Annotated in this window: 14 protein-coding genes and 1 riboswitch; of the genes, 11 read left to right on the forward strand and 3 right to left on the reverse strand. The window is 43.0% G+C overall.

What is annotated here, in order from left to right:
* Window positions 1–55: 55 nt before the first annotated feature.
* The 4 genes from U2P91_RS03540 (at window position 56) to U2P91_RS03555 (ending at window position 6,602) form a co-directional block, all read left to right on the forward strand.
* Entirely contained in the window at window positions 56–1,192 is a 1,137-nt protein-coding gene (locus U2P91_RS03540; RefSeq protein WP_111888773.1) for a hypothetical protein, read from the forward strand.
* 180 nt (window positions 1,193–1,372) lie between these two features.
* Window positions 1,373–2,317: a serine acetyltransferase gene (locus U2P91_RS03545; protein WP_322519019.1), complete on the forward strand. Its 945-nt coding sequence runs from the start codon at window positions 1,373–1,375 to the stop codon at window positions 2,315–2,317.
* Window positions 2,318–2,565: 248 nt separating this feature from the next.
* Complete coding sequence (locus tag U2P91_RS03550; RefSeq protein WP_111888775.1) at window positions 2,566–3,663, forward strand: HD domain-containing phosphohydrolase; 1,098 nt, start codon at window positions 2,566–2,568, stop codon at window positions 3,661–3,663.
* Complete coding sequence (locus U2P91_RS03555; RefSeq protein ID WP_322519020.1) at window positions 3,663–6,602, forward strand: response regulator; 2,940 nt, start codon at window positions 3,663–3,665, stop codon at window positions 6,600–6,602. Before U2P91_RS03550 ends, U2P91_RS03555 begins: the two co-directional genes overlap by 1 nt.
* On the opposite strand, the gene U2P91_RS03560 is transcribed toward U2P91_RS03555, so the two are convergent.
* The 3 genes from U2P91_RS03560 to U2P91_RS03570 are packed head-to-tail and all read right to left on the reverse strand — an operon-like array spanning window position 6,593 to window position 7,972.
* Window positions 6,593–7,084 (reverse strand): flavodoxin domain-containing protein, encoded by a 492-nt coding sequence (locus U2P91_RS03560; RefSeq protein WP_322519021.1) that lies wholly within the window; start codon window positions 7,082–7,084, stop codon window positions 6,593–6,595. The two genes, U2P91_RS03555 and U2P91_RS03560, sit on opposite strands and share 10 nt — an antisense overlap.
* A gap of 22 nt (window positions 7,085–7,106) precedes the next feature.
* Window positions 7,107–7,493 (reverse strand): FMN-binding protein, encoded by a 387-nt coding sequence (locus tag U2P91_RS03565; protein ID WP_322519022.1) that lies wholly within the window; start codon window positions 7,491–7,493, stop codon window positions 7,107–7,109.
* Window positions 7,494–7,507: 14 nt separating this feature from the next.
* Complete coding sequence (locus U2P91_RS03570; protein ID WP_111888779.1) at window positions 7,508–7,972, reverse strand: MarR family winged helix-turn-helix transcriptional regulator; 465 nt, start codon at window positions 7,970–7,972, stop codon at window positions 7,508–7,510.
* Window positions 7,973–8,267: 295 nt separating this feature from the next.
* Window positions 8,268–8,447: riboswitch (cobalamin riboswitch) on the forward strand.
* A gap of 117 nt (window positions 8,448–8,564) precedes the next feature.
* On the opposite strand from U2P91_RS03570, the gene U2P91_RS03575 reads away from it, so the two are divergent.
* The 7 genes from U2P91_RS03575 to U2P91_RS03605 all read left to right on the forward strand — a co-directional run bounded on the left by U2P91_RS03575 (window position 8,565) and on the right by U2P91_RS03605 (window position 17,553).
* Complete coding sequence (locus U2P91_RS03575) at window positions 8,565–10,925, forward strand: anaerobic ribonucleoside triphosphate reductase (protein WP_322519023.1); 2,361 nt, start codon at window positions 8,565–8,567, stop codon at window positions 10,923–10,925.
* Window positions 10,922–11,428 carry an anaerobic ribonucleoside-triphosphate reductase activating protein gene (gene nrdG, locus U2P91_RS03580; RefSeq protein WP_111888780.1) on the forward strand — a complete coding sequence of 169 codons (507 nt, stop codon included), beginning with the start codon at window positions 10,922–10,924 and terminating at the stop codon, window positions 11,426–11,428. Before U2P91_RS03575 ends, nrdG begins: the two co-directional genes overlap by 4 nt.
* Window positions 11,429–11,751: 323 nt before the next feature.
* Window positions 11,752–13,104: a sodium-dependent transporter gene (locus U2P91_RS03585; protein WP_111888781.1), complete on the forward strand. Its 1,353-nt coding sequence runs from the start codon at window positions 11,752–11,754 to the stop codon at window positions 13,102–13,104.
* Window positions 13,105–13,314: 210 nt separating this feature from the next.
* Entirely contained in the window at window positions 13,315–14,298 is a 984-nt protein-coding gene (locus U2P91_RS03590; protein WP_111888782.1) for a linear amide C-N hydrolase, read from the forward strand.
* A gap of 96 nt (window positions 14,299–14,394) precedes the next feature.
* Window positions 14,395–14,856 carry a methylated-DNA--[protein]-cysteine S-methyltransferase gene (locus U2P91_RS03595; protein WP_111888783.1) on the forward strand — a complete coding sequence of 154 codons (462 nt, stop codon included), beginning with the start codon at window positions 14,395–14,397 and terminating at the stop codon, window positions 14,854–14,856.
* A gap of 124 nt (window positions 14,857–14,980) precedes the next feature.
* Window positions 14,981–16,231 carry an MFS transporter gene (locus U2P91_RS03600; RefSeq protein WP_111889776.1) on the forward strand — a complete coding sequence of 417 codons (1,251 nt, stop codon included), beginning with the start codon at window positions 14,981–14,983 and terminating at the stop codon, window positions 16,229–16,231.
* A gap of 8 nt (window positions 16,232–16,239) precedes the next feature.
* Window positions 16,240–17,553 (forward strand): alkaline phosphatase family protein, encoded by a 1,314-nt coding sequence (locus U2P91_RS03605; protein WP_111888784.1) that lies wholly within the window; start codon window positions 16,240–16,242, stop codon window positions 17,551–17,553.
* The last annotated feature ends 48 nt before the right edge of the window (window positions 17,554–17,601 follow it).

Consider the following 17,601-nt stretch of genomic DNA (forward strand, 5'->3'; position numbering starts at 1 on the left):
GATTTAGTAAAAAAAACGGGTAAATACTTTATAAATCAGAGAGGAGGATTTGTAGATGAACTATCAAATCATTAGAGAATTTCCCCATCCTATGATGGAAAAAGGAAAGAGGCCGGTTATTTCCATCTATGTGGAAACAAACATAAAGAAACCGGATCGTCTGGAAAATCCCATCCGTTTTAAAAATCTCGTCAAAGAAGTCCAGGCTTCGTTAAAAGACAAGGAATTCAAAGGATTTAAAGAGTTGTTTTTGCTGTTTAAAGAAATGGAGGAGGATGCATTGTTCTGGGAAGGTGCCACTGAAAGTTTGGCAATTCTGGGTGATGAAGAAGAATGCATTGTCTATAAGCTGCCAGTAAAAACAAAAAGCCTGGCAATAGTGTCAGACAGCTATTATATAAAACCGATCTTAAGGAGTTTTCAATCTTATGGTCATTATCACGTGTTAGGACTCAATCGGGATAATTTTATCCTCTATGAAGCTGATCGCTATGGAATCCATGAAATACCGGTGGCAGAACAAGACTCAACCATGGAAGGGGTTTTGGGAACTGAAAAAACCGCTCCTCATCTTTCCGTGGCCAGTATTGGTGGAGACCAAGCGATGTATCATGGCCATGGCGGTGCCAAAGATGAGCGGAAGGTTGATCAGGAAAAATTTTTCCGTTATGTTGATGCCTTTATTCTAGAACAGTATTCCCATACATATAAGATACCACTGATCCTGGTGGGGTTAGATGAACATCAGGGTGAATTCAGAAAGCTGTCAAAGAATAATTATCTGATTGATCACGGGATAAAAATTGATGGCGTGTCACTGGATAAAAAGAGTTTTCAAGAAAAAATCCAAAGCGTGATGAAGGAACTGTTTAAAAAGGAATTAAAAGAACGAATGGACATTTTTACCGAAGCTCACGCCAAGGACTTGGGGTCCGATGATTTGGTCCAAATTGGTAGAGCCATTGCCGAAGGTCGGGTCGCGACCCTATACCTGGAGGAAAACACCGTTCATCCGGGACTTTTTGATCCCAATCAGGGCACTATCGTCCAGGGCAAAATTGAGAACCCCCGAGTCGGGGATGTCTACGATGACATGGCTGAGGTGGTTCTGAGCCGGGGCGGTGAGGTGTTGATTTTAGAAAAGGAAGAGATGCCAACCCAAAGCGATCTTGCTGCGGTATATAGGTACTAACTACCAGGTAAGGAATAAAACCGAGGATTAACCCCTAGAATTTAAAGGGGTTAATCCTTGTTGTTTTTCCAGACTTAGATGGATTTTGTAGTATAATAAAGATAAATTTTTAAGGAAACTTAATTTGGTTTAATGATCGATTCAAAAGAACAAAAATAAGAGAAAAGAGAAGGTAACGTCATGAGTAACGAATATAAAACAAAAATAGGCGCCCTGGTAGACAGTATTTCAGAGAGTTATAAAAAGGAATGTTATATAGCGCCCCATGATTTAGGCTTTTTACCCAACCGAAGTGTGATTATCGATACAACAAAAGCGTTGCGGCAGCTTGTTTTCCCCAGTTATTTTGGCAGAACTAATTTTCGCAGAGAAATACAGGATTATCACATTGGAGAGTTATTGGTCTGTATTATTGAAAGTCTGACCAAACAGTTTGCCCTGGCACTTAAGCATCAGGCCGGGGGAGCAGAAAATCGGGATGAAGAACATTATCGACTGGAAGCGGAAAGAATCTGCTACGAATTTATGAGCAAAATCCCTCAGATCCGGGAGTTTCTGGCAACCGATGTGATTGCCGCCTTTGATGGAGATCCTGCTGCAAAGAGTAAAGATGAAATTGTGTTTTGTTATCCGGGCGTTTTTGCTATCAGCATTCACCGCCTCGCTCATGAACTTTACAAACTCTCGGTGCCACTGATCCCCAGAATTATGAGTGAATACGCTCATAATATTACTGGTATTGACATCCATCCCGGGGCCACCATCGGTAAGTATTTTTTCATTGATCATGGCACTGGCGTGGTTATTGGGGAAACCGCCATTATTGGTGAGCATGTAAAAATTTATCAGGGTGTGACCCTGGGGGCACTCTCAACCCGAGGTGGACAAAAATTAAGAGGGGTGCGACGCCATCCCTGTCTGGAAGATGAGGTGACCGTTTACTCAGGGGCCTCCATTTTGGGGGGCGAGACGGTTGTTGGAAAAGGGGTTGTCATTGGCAGTAATGTATTTATTACAAAATCAGTGCTGGAAGGGACAAAGGTTAGCATAAAAACACCAGAACTCCATTTTTCTGGACATGAAACAAAGGAACAGTCCATGGCAGCCTTTGATTGGGTAATTTAAATCATCACAGGCATAACTAAAAAGTGGTACTGTTGGCGTGTTTTAATCCACTTACCTTAGAATAAAAGCACATTAAAAAAGTTTCAAAATCTAATTGGATTTTGAAACTTTTTTAAGTCACCGTTTAAGCGTGGGGAGACGGGGTAAATTAAGAATATTAGTTTGAACTGAAAAAAACAAGCATCATTATGATAAAATGAAATAAATAGTTATCAAGGAATCAATCAAAAAAAGTTTAGGGGGGAACAATGAGCACAAAGATATTGATTGTGGATGATTCAACCACGGATCGGCTGATTATCAGCACCATGTTAGCGGATTATCATACGCTGACCGCCTGTGATGGCTTGGATGCCATGGCGTTGATTGAAAAAAACCCGGATATCGATCTGGTGATTCTTGATTTAAACATGCCCAGAATGAATGGTTTTGAGGTGCTAGAAGCAATGCAGGAAAATCCGGAGTTTCGAAAGATCCGCACCATTATTCTGACAAACTATGACGAGATTGACAATGAGGTCAAAGGTCTGGAATTAGGGGCGGTTGACTATATCAGAAAACCACTCAATATTCAGTCGCTGCTGATTCGGATTAATATTCATATCAAATTAAAACAGGTTCAAAAAATGATTGAGCAGGATAATGAGCGGCTGGATGCCATGGTTTTAAAGAAAACCAGAGAGGTGGCAGCGACTCGGGATATTACCATCCAGGCCCTGGTTGGGCTACTGGAAGTTCGCAATGTTGAATCATCCAGACATACGATAAGAACCCAATTGATTATGAAAATTCTTTGTGACCATTTAAAAACGAAGGATAAATACAAAGACATCCTTACCGAAGCCTATGTCAAGGAGCTGGTAACCACCACGCCTCTCCATGATATCGGCAAGGTAGGTATTCCCGATAATATTTTATTAAAACCCGGAAGGCTCACGGATGATGAGTTTACGATCATGAAAAAACATGTGAACTATGGAGTCAACGCGCTGCAAAACGAAATCTATTGTGATGAAGACGTTCCCAGCTTTATCAAAACGGCGATGGAAATTGTCGGTGCGCATCATGAAAAATATGACGGAACTGGTTATCCCAATGGGTTATTGGGGGGTGCGATTCCTCTGCCGGGACGTCTGATGGCTATTATTGATGTTTATGATGCCCTGACCAGCAAACGAATTTATAAACCGGCTTATGATTTTGACTACAGCATTGATTTGATCATAAGCGAAAGTGGCAAGCATTTTGATCCTGATATCGTGGTGGGATTTTTGGAAATTAAAGAGCAGGTAGCTGAGATTTCCCGTAAATTTATACAGGAGATCCATGAAGTGGAGACATTGTGATGAAAAGATTGGGTCGCTTAATCATGTTACTTATCTTGATTATCGGTTTCCCTTCTTTTTGTTATGCCCGTGATGATAGCATCGATTGGACAGCAGAAGAGCTGGCCTTTATGGAGGAGCATCCGGTGATCCGCCTGGGCGTTGATCCGATGTTTGTGCCCTTTGAATTTTTTGATAACGATGGCACCTATCAGGGTATTACCTCAGATTATCTTGAAATAATCAGCGAAAAAACAGGCTTAGAGATGCAAGTGATTAAAGGGCTGACCTGGACCGAAGCTTATGAAAAAGCCCTTCATGGTGAGGTCGATATGCTTCCGGCGATTTCTAAAACGTCGGCCAGAGAACAGTATTTTTTATTTTCAGAACCGTATTATTATTTTAAACGGGTTATTGTTATCAGAGAGTCGACCGAAAATATCAGTAGTATTGAAGATTTATATCGGCAAACGGTGGCAGTTCAAAAGAATAGCTCCCATCACAGCTATCTGGCCGAGTACCCGCAGATTAATCTAAGCCTGTACGATTCCGTTGAAGCGGCCCTAACCGCCGTTGCCAACGGCACAGAAACGGCTTTTATGGGGAATCTGGCGACCACCAACTACCTTATTAATTCAACCGGTTTGACCAATTTGAAATACGTTGCTTTTGAAGCCGAGCAACAGCAGGGGTTATATTTTAGCGTGCGTAATGACTGGCCGGTGCTGATTGGTATTATTGATAAAACCCTGGCAACCATTACGCCGGAAGAGCGGATTGCCATTAACAGTAAGTGGGTTGGGGCCACGGTGGAACCAGATTACGGACCCATTTATCAGGCGATCCTGATAACCAGCGGGGTGATTATACTAATCTGGCTGGTCTCAATTTACTGGATTTTGAGACTGCGAAGAGAAATTGAAAAGCGTAAAAAAATTCAGACGGATCTGGAACAGGCCAAACAGGAAGCCGAGGCCGCCAATAATATCAAATCCAGTTTTTTGGCACGGATGTCCCATGAAATCAGAACCCCTCTTAATGCGATTACCGGTATGGCATATCTGGTAAAGAAAACGCAGGTAACCCTGACCCAGAAGATGTATTTAGATCGCATTACCCAATCGGCCAATACAATGCTCAGTATTATTAATGACATTCTTGATTTTTCAAAAATTGAAGCTGGGAAAATCGAATTGGAGCGTGTTGCGTTTAATCTGGATCTGGTGATTCAGGATGTGATTAACATCGTTTCTTATAAAATTGAAGAGCAACAACTTGGCTTTAAATTGAGTAAGGATCCTAAAATACCAAACTGTTATTTTGGCGATGCTAAACGGATTGAACAGATTTTACTAAACCTGATCAACAATGCCACCAAGTTTACGATGACTGGGGAAGTCGCGGTTGATGTCCGATTGGTAGCGCGAGAATCCAATTTTTACCATCTCGCCTTTACGGTTAGTGATACCGGCATTGGCATGTCTGATGAACAGATAAAAAACCTTTTCGAACCCTTTGCCCAGGGTGATGCCAGCATTAATCGTCGTTTTGGTGGTACTGGGCTGGGCCTTTCGATTGTCAAAAGTCTGGTGGAAATGATGAATGGGGAGATCGCGGTTTACAGTACAGAGGGCGAAGGTTCAACGTTTATCGTTGAATTATCATTGGAAAAAGATCAGAAAAAAGAGCAGGAATATGAACAACAGGTCTCATCCTTGTATTTCAATGACATTAAAACGCTGGTACTGGAAAAGACCGGCGCAAATATGAATATAATTGACAGTTACTTAGGCGCCTTTGGGATGCATTGTGAACTGACAACTTCTCCGGCCAGTGTCGTCAATATGCTGGAGTTGGAAAATGGTAAGTTTTCAGAGCCCTTTGATCTGCTGATTCTGGATTATAATACCCCTGCCGGCGGTGGGTTCAAGTTTGTGGAAATGATTCAGGACAACAGGAAAATCTTGAAAAAGCCCAGGGTTATTATGCTGTTGCCAATGATGCGGGAAGACTTGTTTGATAAACTGGATAGCCAGGGGGTGGATATCGGTATCGGAAAGCCGATTATCCCATCAGTTTTATACAATGGTATTCTGGAAATTTTCAGAACCAAAGCCATTGTCGCCAATCAGGTATTTAAACAGGAAGATAAGGATAGCCTTGAAAATAATTATGGTATTCTGGTAGTAGAAGACAATAAAACCAATCAGCTTATTGCAAAATCATTACTGGAGCCGGCGGGATTCCGGGTCTGGTTGGGTAATGACGGGCAAGAAGGGATTGATCTGTTTAAGGTACATCGCACAGAGATTGATTTAATTCTAATGGATCTGCATATGCCAGTACTTAACGGTTATGAAGCAGCCCAGCAAATCAGGGAACTTTCGGTTGAGATTCCGATTGTGGCCATGACGGCTGATGTGATTGAGGGGGTTAAGGAAAAATGCGAATCTTATGGTATTCATCACTATATCAGTAAACCCTTTAATCCTGAAAAATTTGTGGAAACCATCCGAAAAATTGCAAGCGCTGAAACAAAGGGCAAAGAAAACAGAATTAAAGAAGCTAACAGCCAGAGCATCGAACAAAACAGCCGAAAAGTGGCGGATGCCCCGGTGCTTGACCGGGAAGAAGGACTCCGATACATGGGAGATAACGCGGTACTTTATGAGCGTGTTTTAAAAGCCTATTTCAATGAAAATCAGGAAGTGATAGAAAATCTGGATTTTGCCATCAAAGCTGAAAGCTTTCAGGAGGCAGCCCAGATCGTTCATAAGGTTAAAAGCAGTTCTGGAAGCATTGGTGCCAAACAACTGTTTGAAATCGCCAAAGACTTCCAGAAAGCACTTGAAAGCGGGGCAGAAAAAGAAATCATCAATTTCTATCCTCAGTTTGTTGCGGCTATGAAGCTACTGCTGGATACAATCGAGCCAGCTGAAGATAGTGGCGGTCAGGAATGAGTATTGATCGTATTTGCCATCCGAAGAATGCTTTCGGGCAACGGCTTCATCGGAGACGTGTTATCCTTTTGGCCAGACTTCTCGACCATGTTTGACACGAACTTATGAAAAAACTTCATTTTATCCGGTCTCATTTCGCCACCAAAATTATCGAGAGTAAGGGCTTTTTCGAGCAGAATGTCGGGAAAAGAGTCTTTAAAATAAGTATCAATTGTTTCAGCCGAACCACAGGAGATAAAAAAGCCCAGATTTTTGTTTTTCAGTTCATCTAAATGTGAAAGACAGTATTTTTTTATTTTCTTGTCAATCTGTCCAATGTAAATAGAACCGCCGATTAAGACTGTATCGTAGTCGTCCAGAGCGGGAATTTTATCGGAATTGATATTGACGAGTCGGGTTTCTCCGTTTAAGTTCTTTTTTAGTTCTGCGACGCAGTCCGCGGTAAAGCCATATTTACTGGCATAAAGTATCATGGTTTTCATGGGCATTTCCTTTCTTTGCATCTTATTGAGTTAAGGCATTTTCAATGGATTTGAGATAGGCTTTGCTGGTAACCGTGGCACCGCTGACTGTATCGACAGTGGTATTTTGTATTTTAATGACTTGGTTGATAATCGTACTGGTCACATCTGGAGATTCCATGGTGACGGCTTTGACCACATCAATTGATGTAATCTGATGATTGGCCACACTGACGGCAACCTCATTGGTCCAACGTCCAGATTCGTAAACACCGGCATAGGTGCCATCTTCAATTTTTTGTAGATCCACCGGATTGATTGCCAGGTTTTCCCCGGATTCCAGGCCGCTGGTGAGATAAAAAAATCCGCCGGCACCTACTAGTACCAATACGCCCAGAATACTGAGAATAATAATCATTGCTTTTTTCACGTATTTTCCTCCTGTTATCTTGATTCTTGATCCATCTTTTCCAGGTTTGTCAGTATCTTTGCAAGGGTTGACCGAGTCATGGCCAGCTCCTCTGCCGAGATGCCGTTAAATAATTTTTCAGTAAAAATCACTGCTTTCGCCTGACTTTCGTTACCGAAAGAATCGACGGCGTCGGTTAGTTTGATCCGGGTGATTCGGGCATCTTGAGGGTCTTTTTCCATAACAATGAAGCCTTTTTGTTCTAACTTCAGAGCTACCTGCTTGACGTTCTGATGAGAACTGCCCATTCCTTTGGCGACTTCTTTGATGGTGGGGTTATGATCAAAGGTATTCGCAACGACAATCGTGAGCAGCCACTGCTTGGTTGTTAGATTGTATTCTCTTAGTTCCCGCTCCAGTTGGGTGGTCATCTGGTTGGCAACGACTTGAACACTGCCAAAGATAAATTTTTGATCGGTCATTGAGTCGATATGGTCCAAAATATAACCTCCTCGCTTCTATTAAGGTAAGACCTTACCTTAATAGATAATACCTTACCTATTTTTGTCTGTCAATACTTATCAGCCGAATATATATATTTCTGAAGAAAGTTAAGACTAGCAAAATTTGAAAGGGTTTGCAAAAAATTTAACGGTAGAAATTTTTAAATTTATGTTATCATAAACAAGCGAAAAAGTTCACGATAGGGATGATGTTACTTGATTGAAATAGTGATTAACGTTTGCATTATAAATCAGTTTGACACTACATCTTGTATGTGATAAAATACAAACAACAAAATAAGGAGATAATGGTGCTGTGCCAACAGGTGCAGTTTGGGGGAAGCAGGTGTGAATCCTGCACGGTCCCGCCGCTGTAATGGTGAGATGTTAAAAGAAAATAAACAGGTTAAGCTGTTTGTTTCTGAACGTTCAAACCGGAGTCAGATTACCCGCCGTTATTAAATGCACCAGACTCTACGCGTGATAGAGGGTGTTCAATGTATCATTATGCCTCTTGACCACGCCGTTGAGGGGTTTTTGCATGCCTAAAACACCTAAAAGACTAGCAGGAAAGAAGGAAACGACCAGAATGATTACAAAAATTAGAAAAAGAGACGGACGAGAAGCCCCGTTTAACATTGAAAAAATTGCCAACGCTATTTTCAAGGCAGCCAGTGAAATCGGCGGCCAGAATTATCAGACGGCCATGGATCTGGCCGAGCGGGTTACCATTTATATTGAGCAGGAAATGAATACGAATGCGCCAACAGTGGAAGAAATTCAGGATGCGGTGGAAAAAATCCTGATTGAAACCGGACACGCCAAAACGGCCAAGGAGTATATTCTATACCGGGCTGAACGAACCCGAATTCGGGAGATGGATACCCGGCTGATGAAAATATATGAAGACCTGACCTTCAAGGACGCTAAGGATAATGATGTAAAACGAGAAAATGCCAATATTGACGGGGACACCGCTATGGGCACGATGCTGAAGTACGGGTCAGAGGGCGCCAAGCAGTTTTATGAAATGTTTGTCTTGAATCCAGAGCATTCAGCCGCTCATAAAGCCGGTGAAATCCACATTCATGATATGGACTTTCTAACCCTGACGACGACCTGCACTCAGATTGATTTGGAAAAGCTGTTTAAAAATGGCTTTTCTACTGGCCATGGACATCTGCGCGAACCCAATGATATTCAAAGCTATTCGGCTCTGGCCTGCATTGCCATCCAGTCGAACCAGAATGATCAGCATGGCGGACAGAGCATTCCCAATTTTGACTATGCCATGGTTCCGGGGGTAAAAAAAACCTTTGTCCGGCTTTATCAGGAGAACCTTGCCAAGGCCTTAACCTTATTAACGGAGACAAAGAATGCCTTAGCAAAGGTTAAAGCCATCGGCGCGGACATCGAAAAGAAACTGGGGTTAAGACCCGAATTAAATCAACCCAAAGGTTATCAAGAAGCAGAAGCCCGGAGCCTGGCCCAATGGATTGTTGACGCCAATGTCATTAACCGGGTGCAGGGCTTTGCAATGGAAAATGCCGAGCGGGAAATCGACCGTAGTGTCTATCAGTCAATGGAAGCGTTTGTCCATAACCTGAACACGATGCACAGCCGAGCCGGTGCCCAAATCCCCTTTAGTTCCATTAATTATGGTATGGATAGTTCTACCGAAGGGCGGTTGGTGGTAAAAAACCTGTTGCTGGCTACTGAGGCTGGTCTGGGCAATGGGGAGACGCCGATCTTTCCAATTCATATTTTTAAGGTCAAAGAAGGGGTGAACTATAATCCCTGGGACCCCAATTATGATTTGTTCAAATTGGCCTGCCGGGTTAGTGCCAAGCGATTGTTTCCCAATTTCTCCTTTCTGGATGCACCCTACAACCTGAAGTATTACAAAGAAGGTCAACCGGAAACAGAAATAGCCTATATGGGCTGCCGCACCCGGGTGATTGGAAATGTCCATGATACCAATCGGGAAATCACCTATGGCCGCGGGAACCTGAGCTTCACCACCATTAATCTGCCCCGTATTGCCTTAAATAGTCAAGGAGACAAAGAACTGTTTTTTATTGAGCTGGATAAAAAAATTGATTTGGTTATTGATCAATTACTGGAACGATTTGAAATTCAGGCCCATAAAAAGGTCAAAAATTTTCCCTTTTTGATGGGACAGGGGGTTTGGATTGATTCCGATGATCTTACTGAAGAGATGGAAATCCGGGAAGTGCTCAAACATGGGACCCTGAGTATGGGCTTTATTGGCCTGGCGGAATGCCTTGTCGTTTTAACCGGAAAGCACCATGGGCAAGCGCAAGAAGTCCAGGAACTGGGGCTGGCAATTGTGGGCCACATGCGAAAGCGAATGGATGAAACCAGCCAGCACTATCAGATGAACTTTACCCTGCTGGGCACGCCGGCAGAAGGTACCGCCGGACGATTTGTCAAGCTGGATAAAACTATTTTTGGCGATATCCCGGGTGTAACCGACCGGGAATACTACACCAACTCTTTCCACATCCCGGTTTACTATGGAACCAGTGCTTACGACAAAATCAGACTGGAAGCACCTTATCATGAGCTTACCAATGCTGGGCACATTACCTATGTGGAAATGGATGGCGACCCGATGGACAATCTGGAGGCCTTTGAAAAGGTGGTCCGAGCGATGAAGGAAGCCGGTATTGGCTATGGTTCCATTAACCATCCGGTGGACCGGGATCCGGTTTGCGGCTATACTGGAATTATCGGGGATGTTTGCCCGAGTTGCGGTCGGTCAGAAGGAGAGCAGAAATTTGAACGCATTCGCCGAATCACCGGTTATCTGGTGGGCACTCTGGACCGTTTTAACGATGCTAAAAAAGCGGAAGTTAGAGATCGGATCAAACATTTTAATGCTGCTGAGCAGATTGCTACTGGTGAAGCAATGGAGCAATTGCAATGAGTAAAAAAGTAAGAATCGCCGGAGTGGTCAAAGAATCCATTGTCGATGGGCCAGGCATCCGCTTTGTGGTTTTTGCTCAGGGATGTCCGCACCAGTGTGAGGGTTGTCATAACCCGGCGACCCATGATTCTAACGGGGGTAACCTGGTGGACGTAGACGCCATCATCGATGAAATGAGAAAGAACCCGCTACTTGATGGCATTACCCTAAGTGGTGGCGAACCCTTTGAACAACCAGAGGCCTTTTGTGAATTGGCCAAACGATCAAAAGAACTGGGGTATCATGTGATGACTTATACCGGGTACACCTATGAAACCCTACTAGAGAAAAAAGATGCCAGACGGCTCCGCTTACTGGAAAACACCGATCTGCTGGTTGATGGAAAGTTTGAAGTAAAAAAGAAGAGCCTGATGCTTAAATTCAGAGGATCGAAAAACCAGCGGATCATTGATGTGAATAGGTCCCGTCGGGACAATAGACTGACGCTTAGTGAGATCAGCTAGAGATAAAGAATAATCAAAAACAATAATAAAAGCAATCGCATTTTCAGCGGTTGCTTTTTGTTTAGTGGGCAATCACAAAAGCGGCAAAGAGAGCAGATATGAATACCCAAGACAGTTAAAGCGTATCCACGTTAGTGGTCATTTTTAACAAAATAGGCTCAAAGTCATAAACAGCATTTGTTCAATAAAAAAAATAGTAGTGGAAAAAAATATTAAAACGGTTAAAATAGTAAAGGTGCGGATTAATTTGGAATCGATTGTAAAACGATTGAGGAAAAATTTGGATGAAATAAATTAAAACAGAAACAAGTGGAGGAAATGGTGTGAATAAACGCAGTGAGTTTTCAAGTAAAATCGGGTTTGTATTGGCAGCGGCCGGATCGGCAGTGGGGCTGGGAAATATCTGGCGATTTCCCTATTTAGCGGCTAAATATGGTGGAGGACTCTTTCTGGTAATTTACCTGATTTTTGTGGTAACTCTGGGGTTTGCAATTATGACAGCAGAATTGGCGATTGGTCGAAAAACTCAGCTTAGCCCCATGGGAGCCTATCGAGCACTCGATAAACGGTTTAGTTTCGTGGGGATTATTGCCTCATTGGTAGCGTTTCTGATTTTTCCCTATTACAGTGTAATCGGGGGATGGGTAATCAAATATTTTGCCGTTTTTGTAACCGGGGGTGGCATGGCAACAACCGGTGCCGATTATTTTTCGAACTATATCGCAAAACCCTTTGAACCGATTATCTGGCAATCAATTTTTGTTCTGGCGACCACCTTCGTGGTGATCAGAGGAGTTAAGGATGGTATTGAGAAAGCCAGTAAGATACTGATGCCGATACTGATTGTAATGTCAGTTTTTTTGTCGGTCTATTCGATTATGCAGCCTGGGGCCATGGACGGGGTATGGTACTTTCTTTACCCGGATTTGGCAAACTTCAGCTTTCAGGCCGTTTTAGCGGCCATGGGACAGATGTTTTACTCATTATCGCTGGCGATGGGGATTATGGTCACCTATGGTTCATACCTCAGTAAAAAAGAAGACCTGGAAGTTTCGGTTAAGCAAATCGAAATGTTTGATGCAGGTATTGCCATATTGGCCGGATTTATGATCATCCCAGCAGTTTTTGCTTTTTCAGGAGGAGATCCCGCAGCCCTTAGTAAGGGACCAGGCTTGATGTTTGTCACGCTGCCCAAGGTGTTTGAAACCATGGGTTTTGGAAATGTTATGGGTGGTGTCTTCTTTTTATTGGTGTTGTTTGCCGCGCTGACATCTTCCATTTCGCTGATGGAAGCGGTAGTAGCAAGTGCCTGTGATCAGTTTAAGTGGGAACGTAAGAAGGGCGTGCTTATCGTTGCGGTGCTGGCAGTTCTGATTGGGATACCATCTTCATTGGGACAAGGGGTATGGAGTGAGGTGCTTATTTTTGGGTTCAACTTTCTGGATTTCTTTGATTTTATCACGAACTCTATTCTCATGCCGATTGGTGCCTTTTTCACCTGCATCCTTGTTGGGCATGTTCTGGAAACAAAGATCATCACCGATGAAGTCAAGTTGTCTTCACCTTTTAAACGCGAAAAGCTCTTTATCATCATGGTCAAATACATTGCACCGCTATGTATTATTGGTATTTTGATCAGCTCAATCTTAGAGGCGATGGGTGTGATTAAATATTGATGTGGTAAATGAACAGCATAAACAAAACGTCCCCGTGTCATGTGCAAATGTCAACCGCCTTTATCGTGGCGTGATTAAACGAAGTTGTTAAGTATCTATTTTTAAGGCGAAAATTATTTGTCATGGATTTGCTATGTTGAGCGTTTAAACATTTACTATTGTTGCAAAAGCAGATATAATAATTAAAAAGTAGAAAGAAGGTAATTCTTAATGTGTACGAGCCTCACCTTAATGACCACAAATCAGATTAATACGCTTGCCAGAACCATGGATTTCGCTTTTTTATTAGACCCTGAGCTGATTTTCCTGCCAAGGAAGTTTTCGTTAGTGTCTGAGGTGGATCAAACAGTAAGATCAGTCAAATATGCGATGATGGGAATCGGTCGAAATTTAGGCACCTATCTTTTTGCCGATGGCCTTAATGAAGCGGGTCTATCCTGTGCCAGTTTATACTTTCCAGGCTATGCGGAGTACAACGATTCTGTCATCCCTAAGAAAACCAACCTTGCTCCTCATGAAATCGTTGGATGGTTGTTAACCAATTTTTCGACACTTGAAGAAGTGAAAGCGGCAATTCCCCAGTTAAATATCGTTAGTACGCCGCTTAAGCTTATGAATGTAATTACCCCACTGCACTGGATAATTACTGATAAGAAAGGGAATACGTTGGTGATTGAACCAACGAAGGATGGTATCATCATCTATGAAAATCCTCTGGGGGTGATGACGAACAGTCCTGACTTCAATTGGCACTTAACGAACATTCGCAATTATATTGGCGTTTCGCCAAATAAAACAGGACCAATTCAGTTAAATGGTATGACATTCAATCCCTTTGGCGGGGGTTCGGGAACCTTTGGCTTGCCCGGAGATTACACACCGCCTTCCCGATTTTTGCGGGCATTGTTTGGAAGAGAAGCCATTAATCCTATTGAAACGGAAGAAGAGTGCATTAACGCCGCCTTTCATATTTTGGCATCAGTTGATATACCCAAAGGAAGTGTTATCACCGATGAGGGAATCGATTTTACCCAATACACCGCTTGTATGGTTTGCAATACGGGTTCCTATTACTTTAAAACTTACGATAACAACCAGATCGCCCGGGCTTGCCTTTTTAATGAAGATTTTGAAGCCGCGCAACCAAGGGTCTGGGGTATTACAAAGAAACAGCAATACCATCAATTGAACTAAAAAACAAACGGTTATGACAAGGATAAACAATGGTGACACGGATAGGATGCTGTTCGTTAGTGTTTTAAGCATGTTGAGATAGAAAAGGAAGAAAAAATGGAAAAGGGCTTTTGTTATCAAACCCCATTGGGGAAAATTGTTCTGATTGAGAATGGTAGTGCCGTTACTCGGCTAATTTTTAGCGAGGTATTGCCAGAAGGCGTTAATTGCACGGAAACACCCTTGCTCAAAAAAGCGGTTTTGGAACTCCAGGAATATTTCGCCGGGACGCGTAAGCGTTTCGATCTGCCCCTTTCTCCTCAAGGCACCGACTTTCAGCAAAAGGTCTGGAAAGCCCTCCAGGATATTCCCTATGGGGCGGTCGTCAGCTACAAAGACATCGCCTTGGCCATCGGTAACGAGAAAGCCTGCCGGGCAGTGGGCGGCGCCAATAACAAAAACCCCATCTCCATTATTATTCCCTGTCACCGAGTAATTGGTGCCGATGGAAGTCTGGTGGGGTATGGCGGTGGGCTGGAAATAAAAAGGCGGTTGCTGGCATTGGAAAAACAAAAATAACGCAATTTTAAAGTGCTTTTAACAGAGTTATTCTTGTAGTTTATTGCAATTTGATATAAATTCACGTCTAAGCAGATTTATTTGCAGATGATTTATAGCAATAAAACAACGGAGGATGATCATTTTGAAATTAAGCAAAGAAGAATTTTCGTGGATTTTGGTCGATTGTGGGAACTCCGCCTATTCAATGGCGGTAACGACGGCTTTACTTCCAATTGTATTTGGAATGTTTGAAAATGTTCAAAGCAGTATGGACCTGGGGTATTTTAATTCGATTGCCAGTATCTTAGTTGCGGTACTTAGCCCAATTTTGGGTACCATTGCCGATTATAAGGACAAGAAGAAGCGTTTTTTTGTATTCTTTACGTTGCTGGGGATTTTTGCAACGGCCGCTCTTGCCTTTGTGCCACCTTCAAGTGGACAGTGGCAGGTGCTGATTTTTTTCTTTGTTTTGTCGGCTATTGGTTTTTCCGGTGCGAATATCTTTTATGATGCCTTTATCGTGGACGTTACCAGCAATGAACGGATGGATCGGGTTTCTTCAGTAGGTTTTGCTTTTGGCTATATCGCCAGTGTGATTCCGTTTGGCATCAGCCTGGCACTAATCCTTCTGCTGGGCATGGACCAGGCGATTGGCTATCAGATCGGGTTTATCGTCACGGCACTTTGGTGGGGACTGTTTACTATCCCGATGATTAGAGATGTAAAGCAACGGCATTATATTGAACCTGAACCCCGGCCAATCGTCAATAGTTTTAAGCGGCTAGCGAATACTTTTAAGAATATCCGAAATCATAAAACGGTTTTTATCTTTTTGGCAGCATATTTTTTTTATATCGATGGGGTCGATACGATCATCAAAATGGTAGTGCCTTATGCTACTGCAATCCTCGGGAAGGATTCACTAGATACCGTCACGTTACTGGGAATCCTGCTGATTATCCAGATTATTGCCTTCCCCTGTGCGATTCTTTATGGTAACCTGGCCAAACGATTTTCAACCAGCACCATGATCATTGTTGGTATTATGACCTATATTGTGGCCTGTATCGCGGCCATTTTTATCACTTCGATCGGACATGTCTTTATTCTCGGGGCGATGATTGGTTCCGCTCAGGGCGGCATTCAGGCCTTGAGCCGGTCTTATTATGCCAAGATTGTTCCCAAGGAAAAATCCAATGAATTTTTCGGCTTCTATAATATTTTTGGTAAATTTTCAGCCATTGTGGGACCGGCGATCATGGCACTGACAACAACGCTGACCGGCAACGCCCGACTGAGTATACTGGGAATTATCCCTTTGTTTGTGATCGGATTTATTATTTTTATAACCTTGCCAAGAGACCCACAGCAAGGTTATAACGTCATGGAGTGAATTTAAAGATGGGCCCAGGAAAATCAAACTATTTAATGGTCATCTCTTACGATGCCTTTTCACAGGATAACTGGGAACAAGCAAGCAGGCTTCCCAATTTATCAAAACTGATCAAAGACGGTGCTTATAGTACTCAATTAAAAAGTGTTTATCCGACCCTGACCTATGTCGTTCATACGACCATGGTAACCGGAGTCTATCCCGACAAACACGGAATCTATCATAATAATCCTTTTCAGCCATTTGAAAAGGAAGCGGAGCAGCGCTGGTTTTGGTATAAAAATGAAATCAAGGTGCCGGCGATTTATGATTGCTTAAAAAAGCATCATCTTAAATCAGCCGGAATCCTTTGGCCGGTGACGGGTAGAACGGCCATTGATTATAACTTGCCCGAGATCCGGGCCATTAAAAAGGAAAACCAGGTGCTGAAAATTTTAAGAAACGGCAGTCCACTTTATTGCCTCGACCTGGAAAAGAAATTTGGACGCTTTAGAAAAGGCTTCAAACAACCATATCTGGATGATTTTACAACCCTGTGCGCGGTGGATACGATTAAAAAAAAGAAACCCAATTTACTGCTAATGCACCTCATTGACCTGGATGACGCAAAGCATCAGCATGGTACCGACAGTCCGGAAGTAAAAGAAGCCATCATCCGGATGGATAAAAGGTTGGGCGATCTCATTCAGGCAGTCGAAGAAGCGGGGATCAAAGAGAATACGACCTTTCTTGTGCTGGGGGATCATGGACAGATTAATGTCCACTATAAGATAAAGCTCAATGCCTTATTAAAAGAAAAAGGCCTTATTTTTGAAGAAAACAAAAAAATGCAATGGCGGGCCTATATCCAGGGGGCTGGGGGCGCAGCTTATCTGCATTTGCGCAAAAATGACAGCGAAGCCGAGAAAATGGCAGTCGCGATTCTAAATCAGGCCATCTGCGAGGACTGTTTTGGAATTGAAAAACTATATAACCGAAAGGAACTGGGTCAGTATCATGCCGAGGACTCCGTTTCTTATATGCTGGAAGCGAAAATCGGCTACTGTTTTGAGGACGATCTGGAAGGCCCGGTTATTGAGGCGATGGACGCATCAAAAGACGAGCAGGCAACCCATGGTTATTTACCAGATAAGCCCGATCAACAGGGTTACCGGTGCGTTTTCGTGGCCTCCGGCGCACGGATAAAAAGTAACTTTCAGTTAGGTGAAATTCAAATGGTCGATATCGCACCAACAATGGCAAGGAGTCTGGGGATTGATTTTTTTAAGGGTGATGGCCGACCATTAAATGAGATTTTTCAGGATCAAGAATCCGGGTTCTGAAGCGTTCCGATATCACATCGGTATCATAAAAAAGCAACCGCCGAATCA

The sequence above is a fragment of the Acetobacterium sp. K1/6 genome, from assembly GCF_034438075.1.
In the GTDB taxonomy this organism is placed as follows: domain Bacteria; phylum Bacillota; class Clostridia; order Eubacteriales; family Eubacteriaceae; genus Acetobacterium; species Acetobacterium carbinolicum.